General features: G+C 70.0%; 20 protein-coding genes. 10 read left to right on the top strand and 10 right to left on the bottom strand.

Annotated elements, in window-relative coordinates:
- Positions 1–237 precede the first annotated feature (237 nt).
- Positions 238–624: a DUF6415 family natural product biosynthesis protein gene (locus ACJ6WD_RS35580; RefSeq protein ID WP_407617301.1), complete on the bottom strand. Its 387-nt coding sequence runs from the start codon at positions 622–624 to the stop codon at positions 238–240.
- Positions 621–863, bottom strand: coding sequence for a hypothetical protein (locus ACJ6WD_RS35575; protein WP_407617300.1), 243 nt, complete (start codon positions 861–863; stop codon positions 621–623). Before ACJ6WD_RS35575 ends, ACJ6WD_RS35580 begins: the two co-directional genes overlap by 4 nt.
- A 228-nt stretch (positions 864–1,091) precedes the next feature.
- Here ACJ6WD_RS35575 and ACJ6WD_RS35570 point away from each other — a divergent pair, with 228 nt between their 5' ends.
- From ACJ6WD_RS35570 to ACJ6WD_RS35550, 5 genes are all read left to right on the top strand, one after another.
- Positions 1,092–2,564 carry an XRE family transcriptional regulator gene (locus ACJ6WD_RS35570; RefSeq protein WP_407617299.1) on the top strand — a complete coding sequence of 491 codons (1,473 nt, stop codon included), beginning with the start codon at positions 1,092–1,094 and terminating at the stop codon, positions 2,562–2,564.
- A gap of 28 nt (positions 2,565–2,592) precedes the next feature.
- Positions 2,593–3,213, top strand: coding sequence for a 2'-5' RNA ligase family protein (locus ACJ6WD_RS35565; protein WP_407617298.1), 621 nt, complete (start codon positions 2,593–2,595; stop codon positions 3,211–3,213).
- A 59-nt stretch (positions 3,214–3,272) separates the two neighbouring features.
- The gene (locus ACJ6WD_RS35560) at positions 3,273–3,815 is read left to right on the top strand and encodes an HNH endonuclease (protein ID WP_407617297.1); all 543 of its coding nucleotides are present in this window, start codon (positions 3,273–3,275) and stop codon (positions 3,813–3,815) included.
- Between the two features lie 450 nt (positions 3,816–4,265).
- Positions 4,266–4,826 (top strand): DNA-binding protein, encoded by a 561-nt coding sequence (locus ACJ6WD_RS35555; protein ID WP_407617296.1) that lies wholly within the window; start codon positions 4,266–4,268, stop codon positions 4,824–4,826.
- Entirely contained in the window at positions 4,823–5,146 is a 324-nt protein-coding gene (locus ACJ6WD_RS35550; protein ID WP_407617295.1) for a hypothetical protein, read from the top strand. Before ACJ6WD_RS35555 ends, ACJ6WD_RS35550 begins: the two co-directional genes overlap by 4 nt.
- 55 nt (positions 5,147–5,201) lie before the next feature.
- Here ACJ6WD_RS35550 and ACJ6WD_RS35545 read toward each other — a convergent pair whose 3' ends face one another.
- On the bottom strand, positions 5,202–6,071 hold the full coding sequence (locus ACJ6WD_RS35545; protein ID WP_407617294.1) for a hypothetical protein: 870 nt from the start codon (positions 6,069–6,071) through the stop codon (positions 5,202–5,204).
- A gap of 68 nt (positions 6,072–6,139) precedes the next feature.
- On the opposite strand from ACJ6WD_RS35545, the gene mobF reads away from it, so the two are divergent.
- Both mobF and ACJ6WD_RS35535 read left to right on the top strand, forming a co-directional pair.
- On the top strand, positions 6,140–10,633 hold the full coding sequence (gene mobF, locus ACJ6WD_RS35540; protein ID WP_407617293.1) for a MobF family relaxase: 4,494 nt from the start codon (positions 6,140–6,142) through the stop codon (positions 10,631–10,633).
- 99 nt (positions 10,634–10,732) lie between these two features.
- Positions 10,733–11,989, top strand: a complete 1,257-nt coding sequence (locus ACJ6WD_RS35535) for a PQQ-binding-like beta-propeller repeat protein (RefSeq protein ID WP_407617292.1) — start codon at positions 10,733–10,735, stop codon at positions 11,987–11,989.
- 41 nt (positions 11,990–12,030) lie between these two features.
- On the opposite strand, the gene ACJ6WD_RS35530 is transcribed toward ACJ6WD_RS35535, so the two are convergent.
- From ACJ6WD_RS35530 to ACJ6WD_RS35500, 7 genes are all read right to left on the bottom strand, one after another.
- Complete coding sequence (locus tag ACJ6WD_RS35530) at positions 12,031–12,303, bottom strand: hypothetical protein (RefSeq protein ID WP_407617291.1); 273 nt, start codon at positions 12,301–12,303, stop codon at positions 12,031–12,033.
- A gap of 1,238 nt (positions 12,304–13,541) precedes the next feature.
- Positions 13,542–13,889, bottom strand: coding sequence for a hypothetical protein (locus tag ACJ6WD_RS35525; RefSeq protein ID WP_407617290.1), 348 nt, complete (start codon positions 13,887–13,889; stop codon positions 13,542–13,544).
- A 9-nt stretch (positions 13,890–13,898) separates the two neighbouring features.
- Positions 13,899–14,624 carry a bifunctional DNA primase/polymerase gene (locus tag ACJ6WD_RS35520; RefSeq protein ID WP_407617289.1) on the bottom strand — a complete coding sequence of 242 codons (726 nt, stop codon included), beginning with the start codon at positions 14,622–14,624 and terminating at the stop codon, positions 13,899–13,901.
- The gene (locus tag ACJ6WD_RS35515) at positions 14,621–15,055 is read right to left on the bottom strand and encodes a hypothetical protein (RefSeq protein ID WP_407617288.1); all 435 of its coding nucleotides are present in this window, start codon (positions 15,053–15,055) and stop codon (positions 14,621–14,623) included. Before ACJ6WD_RS35515 ends, ACJ6WD_RS35520 begins: the two co-directional genes overlap by 4 nt.
- Positions 15,056–15,258: 203 nt before the next feature.
- Positions 15,259–16,188 (bottom strand): recombinase family protein, encoded by a 930-nt coding sequence (locus ACJ6WD_RS35510; RefSeq protein ID WP_407617287.1) that lies wholly within the window; start codon positions 16,186–16,188, stop codon positions 15,259–15,261.
- 20 nt (positions 16,189–16,208) lie between these two features.
- On the bottom strand, positions 16,209–16,778 hold the full coding sequence (locus ACJ6WD_RS35505) for a hypothetical protein (protein WP_407617286.1): 570 nt from the start codon (positions 16,776–16,778) through the stop codon (positions 16,209–16,211).
- Positions 16,779–16,787: 9 nt separating this feature from the next.
- Entirely contained in the window at positions 16,788–17,519 is a 732-nt protein-coding gene (locus tag ACJ6WD_RS35500; RefSeq protein WP_407617285.1) for a hypothetical protein, read from the bottom strand.
- 268 nt (positions 17,520–17,787) lie between these two features.
- On the opposite strand from ACJ6WD_RS35500, the gene ACJ6WD_RS35495 reads away from it, so the two are divergent.
- From ACJ6WD_RS35495 to ACJ6WD_RS35485, 3 genes are all read left to right on the top strand, one after another.
- Positions 17,788–18,504, top strand: coding sequence for a hypothetical protein (locus tag ACJ6WD_RS35495; protein WP_407617284.1), 717 nt, complete (start codon positions 17,788–17,790; stop codon positions 18,502–18,504).
- 135 nt (positions 18,505–18,639) lie between these two features.
- Positions 18,640–18,891 (top strand): hypothetical protein, encoded by a 252-nt coding sequence (locus ACJ6WD_RS35490; protein ID WP_407617283.1) that lies wholly within the window; start codon positions 18,640–18,642, stop codon positions 18,889–18,891.
- A complete protein-coding gene (locus tag ACJ6WD_RS35485) occupies positions 18,888–20,561 on the top strand; it encodes a zeta toxin family protein (RefSeq protein WP_407617282.1) in 1,674 nt (557 codons plus the stop codon). Before ACJ6WD_RS35490 ends, ACJ6WD_RS35485 begins: the two co-directional genes overlap by 4 nt.
- The last annotated feature ends 12 nt before the right edge of the window (positions 20,562–20,573 follow it).

Genomic DNA, 20,573 nt, shown 5'->3' with positions numbered 1-20,573 from the left:
GGAATGGGGACGAGACCGCGCGAATCGGTCTCGTCCCCACCCCCACTCTAGGAGGTCGCGCGGGCATGGCGCGTATCGTCCACTGACCTGCGGAACACAAAAAGGCGGGCCCCGTATCGGGGCCTGCCTTTTTGTGTTCCGCGATAAACAAGCGTCAGTGGAACGCTGACAGTGGCAGTGCTGCCTCCGTTCCAAAAATTTGGAATGGAGGGAGCGCCCTTCGGTGGGTGCCGGCAGTCAGAGGGGCGGGCCGGTCGGGGCGGCGCGAGCGGCGAGTCGGTCGAGTCGCTCGTACAGGGCACGGACCAGTCGAGCCCGCATCTGCACGCACCGGAGCGTTCCCAGGAGCGGCTGGGGCAGGCGTCGGTCCGCCTCCTCCAGCACGGCCTCGGCCAGCACCCGCGACTCGGCGTCCGGCGGCAGGCCCACGCAGAGATGCCGGAGTTCCGCCGCCACGGCCCACGCGTGCCCGGTGAGCTGGAGGGCGATCTGTTCAGCGTCGCCCGGTGGGAGCGGTGCACGGCCGGCCCAGGAGATTACGGCGCGGACCAGCTGCATGTGCGGTTCGCGGTCCAAGGGCAGGCCCACGCCGAAGCGACCCTCAGGATCGAAGACCACGGTCACCGACCCGCCCCCGAATCCAGCGCGTCGACCGCTTCGTTGATGCGCTGCGCCAGCTGGGAGGCGAGGGGCGCGCCACAGCCGCCCAGCTCGACGAAGGGCCGTCCGTTGACCGGGACGGCGGAGTCGCGCAGTGAGGGCAGGACGATGCCCAGCCGGGCCAGTGCGGCCGCGAGGGCCGCGGCCGCCGTCGGGCCACCCGATCGCGGGCTGGGCTTGTCGGATGTGGTCGGGCGTGCCATGGCGGGCCCCTTCGTGCGGTGGGACTCCACCGTTCCAATTGCCGGCGACGGTGTCGCGGGCGTCGGTGTCCAAAAGCTGTGGACACCGGCAAGGGGGAGGCGGCCTGCGCCGACGTGGGCGGCATGGGCCACTGGTGGGCACGGATAGCACCTGCAGAACGCCCAGTTGACGCTGGTGTGAGTCGTCGCGGCCCTACCGTGAGGGCAGGACAGCGTCGAGGAGCGGACATGGCCCCACCACATCCGGCCGGTACCAAGGGCGAGCGCGACCAGCTCCGGCAGGAGATGACGGACGCCGGCTGCGATCTGGCGCAGATCAGTATGGAGATGCGCTTCCGGTTCCGGATGCGGCCGCGCGAGGCATGGCGGCATGCCCATGGGCTGACGTTGCAGGCCGCCGCAGACCGCATCAACGCGCTCGGGAGTTGCCGCCCTGGGGTGCAGCTCGCCGCCGATGCCTCCCTGCTGGCGAAGTTTGAGAAGTGGCCGGCGGCGTCGGGCCGTCGACCCTCCCCGCAGGTTCTCGTCATGCTCGCCGAGTTCTACGGGTGCGACGTTGCCGATCTCCTCGACTACCAGGATCGAATGAGCCTGCCGGCCGCGGACCTCCAGCTGCTGGAGCAGCGATCCGTGCCGCCCGCGCCGCCGACGCTCGCATCGCCACCGCGAGCGGCAGAACCTCAGGGCGCCGCCCTGGCGGAGGCCGCCGCGGACGAGTCGGCGGCCTGGGCGATGTGGGCCGAGTCCACCAACGTCGGAGACCTGGCGTGCGAGCAGCTGCTGGCTGACGTCCGCGCCCTGGCCGCCGGCTACCTCGCGGCAGATCCCCCGCTGCGTGTCCTGGCCGCGGCCCGGGCCATGCGGGACAGAATCTTCGCGCTGCTGGAAGGGCACCAGCATCCCCGACAGACCCGGGACCTGTATGTGCTGGCCGGCTACCTGTGCGGATTGCTCGCATGGATCAGCTCAGACCTGGGGGAGCCTCACCAGGCCGACACGCACGGGCGGACCGCATGGCTGTGCGCAGAGCTGGCCGGCCACGACGGTCTGCGTGCCTGGACGCTGTCGACCCGATCGAAGATCGCGCTCTGGGATGGCCGGGCGCGCGAGGCCATCACCCACGCCCGCCGAGGCGCCGCTCACCGCGCCCCGGGTACCGTCGGGCTGCTCCTGGCATGCCAGGAGGCCGATGCGTGGGCGCGCCTGGGGGCCGTCGGCGAGGCCAGTGAGGCCCTGGCCCGCGTGGACGAGGCCCGCGCCGCCCTGCACGAGGACGACGACATCGGTGGATTGTTCAGCTGCGACGCCTTCCGGAGCCTCAACTACACCACCGGCGTGGCTCTGCGCACTGGCGGAGCGGCAACGGCCCTGAGCGAGGCGGCTGTCGCCCTGGCCCTCCCCGCGCGCCGCGCCTACGGCACCGAGGCACAGATGCGCATCACGCTCGCGTCCGCGCACGTTGCCCTCGGCCACCCCGAGGGCGCCCTGGAGGCCCTGCAGCCCGTACTGAACTTGGCGCCCGAGCAGCGTCTGGCCCCGATGGCGGCGCGGCTGCGGGAGTTCGCCGCCGATATCGCCCGGTCCCAGATGGCGGATGCGCGCACCGTGAGCCATTTGCAGGCCGCGGTCGAGCACTGGTGCCTCGACTCAGCGCCCCGCCACGCCGCACTACCGCCAGGCGCGCCGGGCGCCCTGGCCTGAGGCGTGGCCGACTGATGAGATGCCGCCCATGACACACACCGACCGCATGGCCGACCACTGGTGGTGGCGGCCCGGATGGGGCCCGGGCAGCCGTTTCCTCACCTTCCACTTCACCTTTCAACGGGCCGACAGCCTGCACCGCCTGGCCGCCGACTACCGGCGCGCCCTGGCCGACGTCGAGGGCCTAGACCTGGTGCCCGACGAGTCCCTCCACCTGACCACCCAGGGGATCGACTTCGTCGACCGCGTCCCGGGAGAGGACCTGGCCGCCATCCTCGAAGCGGCCCGGTGTCGCCTGGCCACCCTCCCCCGGTTCGAGCTGACGGTGGATCGGCCGGAGATCACCCCGGAGGCCATCCGGTGGGAAGCCGCGCCCAGCGGGCCGCCGGCCGACGTCAGGGCAGCACTGCGGGACGCCATCGGCACCGTGTGGGACACCGTCCCTGAGGCCGCCGACGGGTTCCGCCCGCACATCACCATCGCCTACAGCTCCGCCGACGGCCCCGCTGCCCCCGTGCGCACCGCCCTGGACGCCATGACGTCCGCGCCAGCTACCGTGCACGTGGACCAGGTCGAGCTGATCGTCCTGCACCGAGACCGGCGGATGTACGAGTGGGAGGCCCACACGCAACTCCCTCTCGCTGGATAGCGGGAGCCACCGGCGCGCCGACGCGCCGGTGGCACAGCTCCAAGGGGGAGGGAGCCTTGATGAGCAACGTTGAGCACGCACTGGCCTACGTCCAGGCCCGCAGCATCCGGGTACCGCACGGGTGCCGGTATTGGATGGCCGCGCTGACCAGCGACGGCTACGCCAAGGCCGTGATCACTACCGAAGGCCGCGAGCGCACGGTCCGCGTGCACCGGTGGCTCTACGAGCAGGTCGTCGGCCCCAACCCACTGCCCGCAGCGATCGTTACGGCGCACGCGTGCAACGAGGCGCTGTGCGTTGAGGCGACCCACCTGTCCGGCGCGACGCAGCGCACGAACCTCGCGCAGATGGCGGCACAGGGCCGCAGCGCCGGCCGCGCCCATCACGGCCGCGCCGATACCCGCGGGCCGCTGGGGCGGGCGCAGGCGATCCAGGCCGCGCTCCGCGACGGACTAGACCTGCCGGCACTCGCCGCGGCGATGCGCGAAGGCGACCCGCGCCCACTGGTCCGCCAGGCCCTGGCGCACGGGTACAAAGCCGAGGCGTACCTGGCCGCCGTCGAGGCGAGCGACCCGAGCGCCGCCCAACTCCCGCTGTTCTGACCACGCCGGCCGGCGGCAGGCGCCCAGGGCCCGTAATCCTCCGTGGCTACCGCCGTTCGCGGCCGCGAGCCCGTGGGGGTGGGAACAGAGGCCGGCTACGGAGGGAGGGGTGCCCGGCCGGGGACCGGTCGCCGACCGCCCGCCCGGTACTGGGCTGCTCGCCGTACTCCCGCCGTCCCGCCTGCAACTGCGCGAGGAGACCGCACGGCCCGGAGGGGCCGAGGGGAGCAGCTGCTGCCGCGCCGTGGTGCAGACCGTGGTGGCGCTCCGCTCAGCACGGGCCGGATTCGTCGAAGAAACACGCCCTGACCTGGTCTTTTCTCTTGAATGGTGGCTCTATCTGCGGTAATGTGTGTCATGTCGGGACGGGGCAGTGCCCGAACCGACGCCCTGCCACGATCAGGGGCACAGTCACCGAGGCGTGCCCGCACGAGAGAGGAGACCGTGACCGTGATCCCCGAAGATCGCGCGGTGAAGTCCGAGGCGGAAATCGCCGCCGAGCGCGGGATGCCGCTGACCACCTGGCGCCGCCGCGAGGCGCCCGCGTTCCGCGCCGCGCTGCAGCCGGTCAACCCCAGCGAGCGGTTGAAGCTGTACGACGCCGCTCAGGTCGCCGCCTACCTCGCGGGTGAGCCGATCCCGTCGGCGCCCACCGAGGGGACCGCCACGCCCCACCCCGACGATCAGCTCAACGACCGTGAAGTGGGGGCCGTCCTGGGCATCGACCCGGCTACCGTGCGCAGCTACGCAGCGGACGGATACCTCCCGCCCGGGCCTCGGTGGAGCCGACGTGACATCGAGGCCCGCCGGACGGCCGGCGACCAGCGCGGAGCCGACCGGCGCACCCTGGCCCAGCAGCGCGAGGCCGAGGTGCGACAGTGGCTGGACGCCGCCCAGCGGGGCGAGCGCGGCCCGGTCGGGATCAGGGACATTCGGGAGGCGTACGGCGTCAGCGAGCGCACCGCACTGCGCACCCTGGCCCAGGCCCGCGGAGAGGAGACGAGCGCATGACCCTCGACGCCTACCAGCAGGCCCCGCCGCTCCAGGAGGAGCACGACGACCTGGTCCGCATGATGCGCCAACTTCCGGTCCGTGAGCGATTGCTGCGAAGGGCCGCCCTTGCTGACCGCAGCAGCCTGACCGTTTCGTCGATGGACGGGAAGGCGTTGCAGGATCTCGTCACCGCCGCCCGCAAGCTGATCCGGTATGACGACGAGCAACGAGCGGCCGCCGGTCCTTTGACCCTCACGGACGCCAGCCCCGACAGTCCCATCGGCGATCTCCGAGCGTATGTCCGGCAGGAGTACGCCGCCTGGGCAGCCACCCGCTAGCCCAGTATGCGGACGGGCCCACCTCACACCGAGGTGGGCCCGTCCGCATACGCTCTCAGGACACAGATCCTGGCGGTTGGGTAGCACCCGCGGCCGCCGCTTCCAGCTGTCCGCTCTGCTGCTGCGGAAGGGTAGCCGACGCAGCGGTAGCCATGTCGTTCTCGGCCGCAGTGGCGTCGGATTCGTCGGCATCAGTGGCTGAGCGTTGGACGGCCGCTGCTGCGAGCGCCCGTTGCTCGACATTGGTCTTGGCGGTGCGCACCTGGTCGATCGTGATCCCGAGACGTTGCGCAGCCTCAGCTTGACTGACGCCAGTGTCCAGCATCTTGACCACCAGTCGTTCAGCCGCAGCCCGCTTCTCCTCGGTCACCTTCGCGCGTCGCTGGCGCAGCTTGTCGAGCTGGCGCTCCGTTTCGGCCTCAGCGTCGATGATCTGCTGGTGGACCAGCACCAGCTGCGCAGCGATGTCGAGACGTTCGGCCTCGGCCACTTGGAACTGCGCGGCGAGCAGGGCCGCTTCCTTCCTGGCCTGGATCTCCTTGGCCGAGCGCCGCTTCTTCGGTGTGGTGCCTTCTGCCACGGTCCCCTCCCGTTCGTTGTGGATGCCGCCATTCTGCCTCTCCCGGCCAGGACCAACCGAAGGCCGCAATCCGGCGGTCGGCGGTGTGGGAGTCGAGCTGGCCGGAGCGGGGCCCGTCCACACCAGGGAAAAGGACGCTCCGATGGAGCGGCTGAACCACTGCGCGGTTTCCACCGCGCGAGCGGCTTTCCACAGCTGTGCTCGGTGAGCCCAACTGTGGAAAGCCGCCACACCTTCGTGTGTGACCGAGATGTGGTCGTGGGAGCGATCTCGCTGTTCGTGCATCGCACGCTCGCACACCACAGCATCGACCACTCCCACGACCACATCTCGGTCGTAGCTCATGCATTATGAATGTACCAGGGTTTGTATCACGTTCTGTGAGTGGGTCAGCGCGGGTAAGATCGCCCGGCATGATGACCGTCCACAAGCTCAGCGCTGGGGACGGCTATACCTACTACCTGCGCGAAACCGCATCCGCAGATATTCGGCGTCCCGCCAGCCAAGAACTCGGCGACTATTACCTGGATTCAGGAAACCCTCCCGGCGTGTGGATGGGGTCCGGTATCGATGCCCTAGGTGTCTCGGGAGTCGTGACGGAACCTCAGATGAAGGCCCTGTACGGCGAAGGCGTACATCCCGATCGAGACCGAATCGTTGCCGAGCGCATCGCTGATGGAGACACCGCGAAGAAGGCCCTACGAGCTGCAAAGCTCGGACGCGCCTACTACCGCTACAACCAGGCTGAGACGCCTTTCAGTCGCAAGCTGGCCGAAGAACTGGACACGTTCCAGCGCCTCAACGACCGCGACCCCGACGCCAGTGAGCGCGCCGAGCTGCGAGGCAAAGCAGGCGCCATCACCTTCCGAGAAGAGCACGGGAGAGGCCCGTCCAGCAAGGAAGAACTGGGCCAGTGGATCTCCGGTCAGGAGCACTCCAAGGGCAACCAAGCCGTCGCCGGATACGACCTCGTCTTCAAACCAGAACCGGGCATCAACGCCCTGTGGAGCCTGGGCGACCATGAGGTCCAAGCCGCCATCGAAGAAGAGCACCAGGCCGCGATCAGCGAAACCCTGACATGGCTGGAGCAGAACGCGATCATGACCCGAACCGGGGTCAACGGCATCGCCCAGGAGGACGTCGCCAATGGTCTCGTAGCAACCCGCTGGCGGCACTTCGAGAACCGCAACGGCGACGCCATGCTCCACGACCATGTCGTCGTGTCCAACAAGGTCCAGGGCACCGATGGAAAGTGGCGATCGATCGACGGAACGCTGCTGTACGCGATGAACGTGTCGGCGAGCGAGTACTACAACGCCCGCGTACTGGAGCGCACCTGCGAGCGGCTGGGCCTGCGCGCTGAAGCTCGTGAGGTCACCCCCGGCAAGCGCCCCGTCATGGGCATTGCCGGCATCCCACTGGATCTGATCGAGTCCCAGTCGACCCGTGGAACCGACATCAAGCGACGCATGGAGCAGCTGGTCGAAGAGCACCGTCGTACGCACGGCAGAGAACCCTCGACAAAGACCATGTACGCCATATCGCGGCAGGCAGCACAGGACGGAAGGCCGGACAAAAAGAAGGCCGAGCCTCTCGCTGTTCTACGAGACCGGTGGCGTCAGCAGGCCACCGACGCATTCGGAACGCGTCGTATCGACACTCTCCTGCAGACCGCCAGGGACGCCGCACAAACAGTCCGACCGGGCCGGGAGGCGGCCGACCACATCGACGTCACCAATGCCGCCCGGCAGGTCTTGGCAACCGTCTCTGACGAGCGCAGCGTCTGGGGTCGACGGCAAGTTCTAGCAGAGGCCCAGCGGTGGGTAGCCCAAACACTCAAAGGCGTTACACCTGAGGCAGATCTCGTCGAGCGCATCACCCATGAGGCCCTCACTACGGGATCGATCGAGATCACTCCCCCCGATCCCAACCCAACCTTTGAGCCGTTGCAGAGGGCCGATGGAACGTCCGTCTATCGGCATCGTGAGACGGAGCTGTACACCAGCATCGAGGTCCTGGCGGCCGAAGACCGTATGGTCGCTGCCGCGCGTACCCATGTGATCCCGGCCGTTGCCCCGGACGTCTACGAGCACGTGGAGAACGCCTACCAGCAAGCCCATCCCGATCGTCCACTGGACCCTGGACAACGAGCCATGGCCAGATCATTCGCCACCTCTGAACGCCTCGTCGCCGTCGCCATAGGACCCGCCGGTGCCGGTAAAACGACCTCGATGCGAGTCGCGGCCGATGCAGTCCGAGAGAACGGTGGCCGCGTCGTCGGATTGGGCCCATCGGCACGGGCCGCAGCAGAACTCTCAGACGGTATCGGCGCGGCGTCCTTCACTCTCCACGAGTGGCTCGGTGCCCGAGAACGAAGCCGCACTGGCCGGCGCGTCGCCCCCGAGTTCCAGCTCAATTCGGGCGACGTCATCGTGGTCGACGAGGCCGGCATGGCCGGCACTCGACGGCTTGCCCGTGTCGTCGAAGAGGCCGCGGCCGCTGGCGCCGTCGTGCGGCTGGTCGGCGACCCGTACCAGCTGGCATCTGTCGAGTCCGGCGGCGCCCTGCGGCTACTCGCGAGCGAGGCCGGAGCGGTCGAGCTGGAGACGGTTCACCGCTTCCAAAACCCCCAGGAAGCTGCAGCATCGCTGACCTTGCGCAACGGCGAGGCCGAGCAAGCATGGGACTGGTACCTGAACAACAACCGCATCGTCGCGGGCAGCCATGAGGAGATGCTCCACAGCATCTTCGTCGACTGGCAGCAGGACCAGATCGAAGGCCGCACGGCCATGATGATGGCCGACGACAACGACACCGTCACGCAGCTCAACGCCCGCGCGCAAGCGTGGCGTGCAGGCAATGGCGAACTCGACATGCGCCGCGAGGCCCCGCTACGGGACGGGCTCCACGCTCACCGCGGGGATCTCATCGTGACCCGCCGCAACGCGCGCCAGAACACGCTGAGAGCCGGCCGGGACTTCGTCAAGAACGGCGACCAATGGGAGGTCCAGAAGGTCCGCTTGAACGGCGATCTCGTCGTACAACACACCACCCACAAGGGCCGGACAGTACTGCCGGCGAGCTATGCCGAACGCTACGTAGAACTCGGCTACGCGAGCACCGGCCATCGAGGCCAGGGCGCCACCGTGTCCACTGGATCAGGTCTCGTCAGCCGCAGCACCACTCGTGAATCTGCCTACGTTCAGATGACACGTGGCCGCCTGACGAACCGCCTCTACGTCGTGCTGGAGAAGGGCGAGAAGCTACGTGAGGTCCTTGCCGCCGTCGCCCGCAATGCCCAGCCTTCCCTGTCCGCGCGTGAGACGATCCGCGTCGAGCAGGACCGAGCATGGAACATCGGCAAGCTGGCCGCCGAGTATCACGACGTTCACGACCGGGCGACGGACCTGCGCTACCAGAGCCTGGTCCGCAACATGTTGGGGACCTCCGCCGAGCACCTGATCGCAGAGGACGCTTGGCCCGCCGTACCGCGGGCCCTTCGTGACATCGAAAAGGCCGGCTTCGCCCCTGAGAAGCTCCTCACCAGCGCCTACTACGCGCGGGATTTCGAAGACGCCGAGGATGCTTCAGCAGTCCTGTCCTGGCGCCTGGAACACCGCCTCACTGAAGCCCAGGAGACCCGAGAACGGCTGGAGAAGCACCAGTCCACGCGGCCGCTCGCCGACCTCACCGACACCCAGCTGCAGAGTCTCGCCGACCGTGCCGGGGGACGTCGAAGCTCGGCCCTGGACGACCTACGGCGGGCCGACGCACACCTGGCTGGCCAGCCCAAGCCAGTCGTGGTCGACGGCCTGCCGCACCCAGCATGGCCCGGCCGGAGGCATGGAGACCTGACCCGCCGGCAGCTTTCCGACGCCATCGCCCAGGCTCGACGTGCCGGCCGAATCGCCGCCATTGAAGGCGATCGGGATGTTGCACGGGAGGCGGCCGAGGACCTGCACAAGTTGCGCGCAGAGCAAAGCCTCCGGGCCTCCATGAGCCGGCTCGACCGGTCCCGCGAGGACTGGCAACGCGAGCCAGCTACCAGTCACTCGCACACCTCCCGCCAGCCAGTGGAGGTCACGCTCGACGAGATGCGCGCCGCCCCGCACGACCAGGAGCGGGCCGCGGACCAGCTGCAGCGGGCTGACTTCATCCACCAGCGCATCCGGGCAGAGCAGAGGCTACGCACACTGCTACCGGACCCTGCCAAGGCCGTGCCGGATCACGGCGAGTCGGTGCCGCAATGGCTCGCCCCGCGCGACATCGAGCGCGACGAGCACACCCCCGAGGCGTGGCGCACCCACCTGTCCGACCGCCGGCACATCCTCGCCGACCGCCTTGCCCAGACCGGTCGGGAGCTGGCTGCGGATCCGCCCGCATGGACACGTTCCCTGGGTCCGGTGCCGCCCCAGGGAACGGAACTGCGGGAGACCTGGGAGCGCACCGCAGCGCTTGCCGACGCATGGCGCACTCGTCACCAGACCCGTGCCCTTGAGCCCGGTATCGGGCCGCGCCCCAACGATCAGCAGGACGCGGCCGCGTGGGATGACCTGCACGAGCAGGTCGCCGCAACCGGCCGCCGCACCCGCGCAACCGAGGCCGCCGCCGCCCGCGGAGCAGCTCTGGCCGACCGCCCGGATCAGGAGCCAGAGACCGAACAGGGCAACAGCGTGGGTGAGCGTCACGACGCCCGGCGCCGAGCGATGGCCGACATCCGAGCGCGCCTCGACCGCGGCCGCGAAGAGCACGTAACCACCCCCGACCAGTCCGCAGAAGGTCGGCCCGCGAACTCGCAACGGGACACCGGGCATGAGGAAAACCGCCAGGAAACCGCCCGTCACGAACGCGAGGAACGCGAGCGCCAGCAGCGCGACGACCGCGGCCGCAGCGGCCCCGAGCGCTGATGTCGATCCCGCCAATTCCTCGGAGCAGCTGAGCCTGCCCGCCGCCGCACGTAGGTTCTGCAGGGCGACCAGGCCCCGGACAATGGAGGAACGTCTCGAATGCGCTCGATCCTGAAGGTCTCTGCACTGTCAGCCACGGCCACGGCCACGTTGGTGTTGGTGGCTGGGTGCGGCGGAACCGCGGAGCCAGGGGCCGACCACAACCCGAAGAAGCCGTCCGCCAGTGCTCCACCACGCCAGAGCTACGACCCGCCGCAGCGGTTCGCCACCCAGGGTGCCCCACTCCCCGAGGCCGCCGGCCACGGAAGCATCACCAGGGCCGGGACCGTCGCCAAGCCGTTGCCGCTCGCGCTGCACGGGACCAGCGCATACATCGCGACCGCCGACCACCTCCAGGTCCTCGACACCGGCACAGGCGCGCCGACGGCGACGGTACGGCCGCGCCACAAGCCGCTCGCTGCCCCCGACGCGGAGGCCAGCGCCCCCGTCGTGACGCAGGACAACAAGCTGGTGCTCGCGGCCTTCCTCGTGGAATTCCCCGGCAAGGGCACCACGCCCAGCCGGGCCGGCGTCGAGCTGGACGCCATCGACACCACGACCAACAAGACGGCGTGGACCGTCGACCTGCCTGCCTCGGGGGTCCAGCGCGAGGCCCAGGTCCGCGTGGTCGCCGCGACGAAGACCACAGCTGTTATCAGCGCGATCAGCGGACGCGGCGCCACCTACGCTGTCGACCTGGGCACCCGTCGGGCCACCTGGCACAACGACGACGCCGGCGCGGCCGCCGTCATCGGCGACACTGCCGTGGCCATCACCAGCAAGGACGGCGTCCGTCAACAGGTCATCGGCCTCGACATCAACCACGACGGCAAGCAGACGTGGACGAAGCTCGACGGATACGAGATGACCGCGCATACCGCCGGCCCGCACCTCATCGCCATCACCGGCCGCGACTACAACAGCGGCGACACCATCGGCACCCTGCTCAAGCCCGACGGCAGCAAGGCCGCCGACCTCACCGGCGAACTGTTCGGACTGACCTGCCAATACGACGACGCCTCGATCACCATCTGCCAGACCGACGAACCCCGCACGCTCGCCTTGGACGCCGAGACTGGCAAGCAGCTGTGGACCCTGCCGGAGCAGGGCGCCAACCGAGTCGCCCCCACCGTGACGGCCGCCTGGCACGGCGTGGTCTACGGCACCACCAGCAACGGCCCCGTCGCCCTGGACGCCAAAACCGGCGCCGACCGCAGTACCCCCGGCGTCGCACCGTCCGCCGTCAACGAGTACACCGGCGTCGCCCTCAACCAGACCGACCACCAAACGTTGATCGCTCACCCCGCCACCGGCTGACCGCCAGATCAAGCACTGAGGGCCCGGTAGATACCGGGCCCTCAGTCGTTTTCGTCGCCGACGGAGAGTCCTGCCTCAGCACGAAGCTCCACAAGCACCCCCCGGTGGTAGGCGAGTTCGGCCTCGGCCTCGGGGATGTCGGCGGCCACCGCCACACGATAGAACTCCACACGCCGCTCGTGATGCGCAAGCCGATCCTCGACACTCCCCTGCTGCCCCACCAGGGGATACAGACGCTCCGCTTCATCAGCCACCGCCATACCGCGGATCACAAGCTCACGTGTGCTGGGAATGCCCGAGCGGTCAATCGTCATCTACCCATTGTCGAGGCATAGGCCGCCGCTGTGGGCCAGATGAGGGACGATGACCACGTGACGACCGCTCGCCGCGCCCTCGGCGCCGGCCCCCAGGCAGCGGCGCGGATCCGCGCCGCCGAGGCCGATCTCCTCGCAGCCCTGCCCGGAATCGACCTCCCAGATCTCGACGATCTACGGATCCGAGGCGTGCTGGGAACACAACCGCCGTCGCCGAAACCCCGACGGACCCTCGGAACCGGCGGACGCGTTACCTGACACCTCACAAACACAATGGGTCCCGACCGATCGGGCGGGACTCACAGCTATCCACGCTCGGCGGTCGAGGCCGAGACATCAGCTGCCTGCGGCCGGCGTCAGCATCCCAGCACTGCGCACGCTCATCGGCTGATTGGCCACCGTGCACCCGCACCCCCCCCGTTCCTCCAGGTCAGTCGGCGACCGACGGATCCAGCGGCTCATTCGTTGGATGTGGCGCACGGCGAGCTGATCGGTTATCGCCGGAGTCGTGCCATGCGCTCGCGGTGCCGGAAGAAGTCCCGGAAGAAGTCGCGGCGGTGTTCGGACTCCTGCGGCAAGGCCCCAGATACTGCCGCGACCGCCGCGCACACGATGCCGCACAGGGCGATGCCCCACCAGGGGGCGCCGGCGATTGCAAGCGCTCCACTGCCGATGCCCCCGCCGAGGGCGCCGGTGACGCCGGCCGGCAGACGGGGGCGGCGCCCGCGGGGCCCACGAGTGCTTCGAGGGGTCGTAATAGCCATGGTTGTTCCTTGCTTTGGGCGTGCCGGATGGGACACGCGGTGAGTGGATGGCGTGACCTTGGACCGGCGGGGTGTTAGCCCCGCAAGTGCGCTGGTCGGGTCCGGTGGCGCCCCCGGTTGAGGAGGAGACTGCCGCACATCCACGACGTGTTCGAGGTTTCGCGAATTTCACTCCCATTGCTGATGGGTCGTCAGAATTGAGCGTGCACAATGACTCTTGAACTGGGGTTTTCTCTGCAGTCGGCGTCTGCGAATCGCTGGAAGGGTCGCGTACCCCAGGGGTTCGCGGACGCTTGAATGGGAGCTGCGCAGGGTGCTAGGGACGGCCCTTACGGTGGCCGGCCTTAGCTGTGCAAACCGCCGCGGGGGGAGACATGCGCCGGGGCCCGGATGGTGAAGTCCGGGCCCCGGTGGGTACGTACTGCGGTCGTCGGCGGGGCACTACAGCTCCCGGCTCGCGTCGTGCGGCCGACCTCACATGAGTTGGGTCAGTTCGTGGTTGCCGGGGGTGCAGACCTCTCGCAACGGCGCGCTCAGGTGCCAGGCCCGGTGCAGCGCCTCGGCCTCGTGGATCGGGCCGATGGTGTGGTCCTCGCGCCAGGCTCCGCAGATGTCGCAGTTCGGCTGCCGGTCGGGCAGCCACGCGGCGTGCGCGGTGATCAGGTGGTCGTCCAAGTGGAGCCGGGTCGAGGTGAGGGGCAACTCCCAGTCGCGCGGATCCGCACCGGGGCGCCGGGAGCCGATCAGGTTCATGCCGTAGCTGACAGCGAGCTTCCTGCAGTCGTTGCAGGCGGCCATGCGCTCGATGAGTTCGGGGACCACGGGCACCTCCTACCGGTGCGCCTGGAGGCGCTGGCCGATCCAGTCGGGCAGAGGGGCTACGGGTACGTCGCGGAGGATGAGGTACGGCAGGCCGTCGACGATAGAGCCGGGGCCGACCAGGTAACCGCCGCGACGGCGGCCGGGGCCGCGGACGTCGATCCCGGGCCCGAGCGGCGACCGCACGCCGGAGAAGCTGCCGATCGTGCAGTCCGTCGACACGCGGAAGTACAGGTGCCGGCCCCCGGACGGCGTGGCCACGGTGAAGGTCTCGGGCACCGTCTCCCCGAGCCGGTCGGCCAGGGCGGCGAGGACGCCGGGGCCGTCGTCGTCGCCGTGTACATCGAGGTCCAGGGCGACGACGTGGGAGGCCCGACAGCCGATGCCGACCCCCCGCGCGGCGAGCAACTCGGGCAGCCGCTCGGGCAGCAGGGTGGCCTGGCGTTGCCACCCCGGTTCGGGGACCCGGCCGCCGATCGGCAGCGGGAAGACGGCCAGGCCCCGCCCGATCGCAGTGCGCGCGCCGGCGAGGACCTGCGGGCACTCCGCCGACCAGTGCCAAAGCTGCACCGGGTTGAGACGGTGCTCGGGGCAGTCCTGGCGCTCGCTGCCGCTGGCGACGGCCCCGCAACCGACCTTCGGGCAGGTGCACGCGCGGAAGGCGCTGCCCCCGTACGGCCTGCCGTGCCGCTCGTACCCGCTCGCCGCGATGACGGCCTCGACGTCGCGGACGTTCACGCCGCATCGTCCTCGTAGCAGCAGCACTCGCCGTACGGGTCGCCGCCGCCGCCGGCGCCGCACTCCGGGCAGCCGTACGGGTCGTCGTCCGCGTCGTAGTCGCCGGTCGCCGCCCGCATCTCCTCGTGCCGCCAGCCGCTGCACTGGTACTCGCACCCGCAGCCCTTGGCGCACTCGGGGCAGACCATCCCGTACGTCCACCCGCAGGTCCGGCACATGACCTGGTTGGCGGGGTCGTTCTGCTGCTGCCGGAGGTAGTCGACCGCCTCGCGGTACGTGTTGATGTCGACGTACTCCTCCAGGTACCGCTCCAGCGTCTCGCGCTCGTCGGCGTCCGGGTGGTCCAGGAGCGCGATGGCGCAGGCGTGCTTAATGCCCAGCCAGTCCTTGAGGACGGCGAGCTTCTTCTTCTTCGCGGCCATCTTCGGCATCTCAAGCTCTCGTTCCGCGGCTGCGGTGATCCCAGACTCACCGGCCGCTCAAGAGCGAGACCAGCGAAGGCGAAGCGGTGAAGGTGGCTCGGCCCCGAGGACCTTCGGTAGAACGCGTCCGGTCTGGGCCGTCCGCACCGGGCCACGAGCCGGGCCCACGGTCAAGCGACCGCAGACCCGACTGTAGCGAACAACACCGACACTCAGGGCGTGATCTGAGCGGACGTCACGCGATCGGAGTGGATGCGGTGGGCCTTGCGGCCGGCGGGCGACTGCACCAGCGCGGCCGCGGAGTGCTCGACCATCGCCGCGTGCACGCTGACCGGCGCGGTGACCCGGACGAGGTAGCCCTGCCCCCGGCGGATCGTCTGGCCAGCGTCGAGCGCCTGGCGGACCGCGTCGTCGGCGACGTCGACCAGGTGCTCGGCGACCAGGCCGGGCACGTCGACCACCGCGACCGGATCGGCGGGCGCCTGCTCCTGGCCGTCGGCGACGTCGTCCTGGTCGCCGCTGTCGAGCAGTTCCGACAAGTCGTTGGGCATGTCGCGGGCCCCGGCGGCATCGAGGACCCGCCGCACGGTCTTCGGGGCGATGTCGTACTGCCGGGCGAGGGCCTTCACGGCGGTCCCCTCGCGGTACGCCTCCACCAGCTCGACCACCTCGCCCTCGTCGAGCGCGGCCGGACGCCCGAGCGTCTTCCCGCTCGCCTCGGCCGCGGCGACGCCCTCCTTCGTGTTTTCGCTGATCATGTCGCGCTGGAACTCCAACACGGCCGCGAGCACGGAGACCATCATCTTGGTGCCCGGGTCGTCCGAGGCGAGGTCGATCCCGGACAGCAGCCCCGACTCCACCCGCAGGTGCAGCCCGCGCCGGATCAGCACCGGCCGCAGGGCGATGATGTCCGCCACCGACCGGAACAGGCGGGCCGCGTCCGCGATGCGGATCGTGTCGCCGACGGCGGCGGCGTCGAGCAGCTCCTTGAATCCGGTGCGGTGCAGCGACAGGACGCGGCTGGAAGTCGCCGGGTCCTCGTAGGCCGGGGCGCCGGCGGCGAGCAGCGCCGCCAGGGCGTGCCGCTGCCGGGCGTCGGTCTGCGAGTCCGTCGAGTGCCGCAGGTACAGGCGGTCGGCCACGGTGGAACTCCTTCGGTGGGTCAGCGTCGGTGTGCGGCGACAAGGGCGGCGACGTCGTCGCCGGTGATGGTGAGGTCGGGCGCGGCCAGCAGCGCGGCGGCCACGGCGTGCACGGCGGGCCACTGCTCTGCGACCAGGCCGCGGGCTTCCTCGCTGACCTCGGTCCAGGTCGCCCCGGCGTCGGGGTCGGCGGGCGGGGGCCCGTCGAGCGTGATGGTGAAGCCCAGGGAGGCGGCGGCGCTGATCGCGGTGTCCCGGTCGTGGGCGGCGCAGGCCGTGCGAGCGGTCGCCCCGGTCAGCAGCCCGGCGGCCTCCAGGTGGTGCAGCTCGCCGTGCTCCCCGGCGGCGGCGATCAGCGCCAGGCCGTACGCGGAGACGGGCGCGTTCTCGTACGAGGTCGCCCCGGTCCACCCGGCGCCTGTCTCCCGTACGACCCGCATCACGCGGACGCGGGTGCACGGGACGCCGAGCACGGCGGCGACGACCGCGTGCGCGGCCTCGTGGTGGGCCAGGCCCGCCCGGATCTGCTCCAGGGACAGCGGGCTGTCCACGGCGGCCGGGTCGGTGCGGTGGTCGTCCAGGTGCGGCACGGCGGGCTCCTAGAGCGGGGTGACGGTGCCGCCGACGAGGCGTTCGGCGGCGTCCTTCGCGTGACCGGCGCAGGTCCGGAAGGACTCCCCGGTCGCGTCGGTGACCTCGTGGGTCAGCGGCTCCCCGCACGGCGAGCCGAGACGGTCGTAGTTCCACGTCCGGGCGCACCCGGGGTCGGTGCACCAGGTGCGGCCACCGGTCCCGCGCAGCGTGTTGCCGTGGTCGGGGCAGACCCCCCACGGCACGGCGCACACCGAGCCGTCGCGCACGGCGCGGACCCGGGCGAGGTCGCTGGCGGTCTCCTCCAGGGCCCGGCTCACGTCGGCCAGGCGTCCGGCGGCGTCGTCCAGGCGGAAGCCGCTGTGCCGGGTCTCCTCCGTGCTCCGCAGGGCCCGCTCGACGGCACGGATGCGCTCCTGGAGGACGTCGGCCTCGGAGATCAGGGCGCGGATGGAGGCCGGGGTCGGCTCCGGGTCCACCGGGTCGTCGGCGTCGGTGAGGGCGCCGGCCTCCCAGTGGTCGAAGCCGCGGTCGGTGACGTGCGTCCAGACCTGCTTGGTGCCGATGACGCCGTTGGCCCACTGGAGGGCGGCCTCGACGTCGGCGGTGTGGTCGTGCGGGTGGAAGCTCTCGTGGCACTCGGTGATGTGCTCGCCGCTCGGGCGGTCGCCGGTCAGCTCCCAGCCGAACACGTCCACGTCGATCGGGCCGGGCACGAGCTTGTAGCGCGGGAAGGTCACGGGGTTCCCCCTCGGTTCGGCCGCGCCGGGGCGGCGTCGGCGTCCGTTCACCACTCTAGGGGGGCGAAAAGGGGGGGCGCAAGTACGGAACGGATTCCAATGGATCGCAGACCGTTCTAGCGCCCGATTTCCACCCTTCTGGGTGACTTGTTGGATTGGATCGGCTCGCGGGGGCTAAAACGACCGTTTCCGCCCCCGCCTGGAATGGATTCCAGGCAGTGTCAGCTTAGGGCTGACAAATGCATGTTGTCAGTCCTAGACTGACAACATGATGGAGACGCAGCACGACCCGGATGACCGCTTCGCCTACAGCCGCACCGCCCTTGCCCGCCTCGCGCTCGCCGCTGAACTGCGCGAGCTTGCCGACCGAGCCACCGCCGGCGTCCCCACCACCCGCGACATGTGGGCCCACCCTGGAGAAGCGGTCAGCGACGCCCTCGACCTCGTCGCCCAGGCCCAAGAGGTGCTGGTGCGCGCCGTCGTCTACGAGCGCCAGAAGCACACGAGCTGGGAGACGGTCGGCGAGAGGCTTGAGATCACGAGGCAGTCCGCCCATGCGAAGTACAAGCAGGCGGTTGCCGAGTGGGACCTCGCTCTACAGGAGCCGTTCTACCCGGCCCCGGAGGGCGGCGTGCGCGCCCAGCGTCTTCCCGAGGCCGCCTACGCCCCCACGCGCACCGGCCGCGATCTCGATGCCTGGGCTCGCATCCACGTCCCCGAAGAACAGGACACCGACCACCCGGTCACCGGCCACCTGCCCGCTCTCACCCTGGCCGAAGAGATGGTCCAAGTCCTTGACGCCCTCAAACACCTCTACCGCGACATGCACACCCCGCCCGACCCCGCCGCCCGCGCCCGCCTCACCGAACGCAAGGCCGCGCTCCTCGACCGCATCGCCGTCGAGGAGGGCCGCCCCGAAGCAGTCATCCAGGCATCCGAGGCCCGCATCGTGGCCGCCCAGCTCCGCGCCGAAGCCGAGCAGTAGGCGGACCGGCCCGCGCCGCCGCCCTGCGCGCCGAGACGTAACCGCCCTTCAGCGCCTGCCCGCAGGAAAAGAACCGGACTGCGCGCACGCACGCATCTCACAATAGAAACCGTCAACACCCAGAGGGGGACACCAATGAGTGAGCACCAGAACACTCCGACAGCCGTCGTCTACGACATCTTCACGGAGCGGTCCGGCGACCTCATCGCCTGGTACACGCGACTGTCCGACAACGCCACCGAGCCGGCCGAGCGAGAGCAGTGGTGGAGCAAGGCACTGCAGGTCCGTGACACCAAGCGGGCCATCCCTGCCCACGATCGGGAGCAGATCCTCGCACAGCTCACCCGCTGGACTGCGGAGCTGGACGTGCTGAAGGCGGCCGAGTGACCGACCCGAGCGAGTTCTACTTAACCGAGGAACAGCTCGAAGAACGCTTCGAGCAACGCGTCAAGGAATTCGTCTTCTCCGGGTATGAGCCACAGGCCCAGCCCGTCCTCGTACTGTTGGGCGGGCAGCCCGCGGCCGGGAAGAGCCAGGCCATGGCTGCCACCCAGCAGCGCCATGCCGATAGGCACCTGGTCCCGCTCACCGGCGACGAGCTGCGCCCCTTCCACCCTCGGTACGCCGAACTGCTTGAGGCCGACGCGCAGACGAGGGAGACCGCCACCGCGCAGGCTTCTGGCGCCTGGGTCCGGATGAGCATCGACCACGCTCTCAACGAGGGGCACAGCCTGGTCCTGGAGGGGGTGTTTCGCGATCCGGCCATGACGCTGGGCACCGCCGAGCGGTTCGCGCAGCATGACGTCCAGGTGGAGGTAGTCGCCTTGGCGGTCCGTGAGGAGCGCAGCCGACTCGACGCGGTAAGCCGCTTCCTTGAGGGAGGCCGCTGGACGCCGCCGGAATTGCAGAACCTGGCCTACAGCAAGGTCCCCGAGACTGTGGCCGCCGCGGAGGCCAGCCCCGCCGTCCAGCGCGTCGTCATCACCAACCGCACCGGCGCTGATCTCTACGTCAGCGAGCGGGGCCCCGACGGGAACCTGCTGCGGGAACCCGGCGCGGTGCAGGCCCTGGAGGAGGAGCGAGCGCGCCCCTTCCCCGCCGGAGAGGCCGAGCAGTGGCTCGATCTGCGCACGTCGGTCGTGGTGGAGATGGCTGCCCGAGGAGAGGTGAACGACGCCAGCCGGCCCGTTCTGCACAGTCTCGCTCGGGACGCCGAGGCCATCGCGCCGATGGCAGACCCGGACCCGGACAGCTCCGTGCGGCTGCGACACGAGGCCGCCGAGCCGGTGCTGGCTGTCCTGGCCGACCACGACGTGGCCTCCCTGCCCATGCAGATGCGTGGAGACGAGCAACTCCTGAACTCACCGGAGGGCCAGCAGGAACAGCAGCGTCGAGTCGAACTCTCGCCTCAAGCACGCGGAGAAGAGGACCGCATCCGGGAGGCGTTCGCAGCGGCCCGCGAACGTCACGAGCAGCGAACCGGCGCCCCCGAAGCGGACCGCACGGCCCAGCCGGACGGTACCGCGGCTGAGCGCGGCAGTTCGTACGAGGCCGCGGTCGAGGCCATCAACAGCAACCGCTCGCTGACGATCGAGGAAACCCTGGCCTTCATGAAGGGCCAGGAGGAGCGTCTGGCCGAGGCACCCCCGCATCAGCGGGAGCATCTCGATCGCCTCGATGACAAGGCACTGCCGCTGGTCCACCCCGACGCGATCGACGAGCACTTCAAGCACGCACCGCGCCGTGATGTCGCGCCGCCGGTCAGGGAGGAGCCAACGCAGGCCGCACCGCGAGTCTCAGCGGATCGCGATCAGCCAAGCCACGTCGCTGATGCGGACGGACGGAGCGCCGGCGTTCAGAGCAAACTCGACACGCTGCGCTCGACGCTCCAGGGGCGTGCCGCTGCGACGCCTGCCGAGCGAGACGATCAGGGGAACTCCGGTGCTGCCGGGCGCGGTAAGCCGGCCGCCAGCAGGGAGAAGGAAACGGGGCCCTCCCCGCAGCGCGAGCGCGACGAGAAACGCCAGCAGGATCAGGACCGGGGACAAGAGCGCTGACCGGTCGCCGGC

The sequence above is a fragment of the Streptomyces sp. VTCC 41912 genome (assembly GCF_045799175.1).
GTDB lineage: Bacteria > Actinomycetota > Actinomycetes > Streptomycetales > Streptomycetaceae > Streptomyces > Streptomyces albulus_C.
Note: the sequence above shows the minus strand (reverse complement) of the source record. Positions and strands in the feature narration are given on the sequence as shown.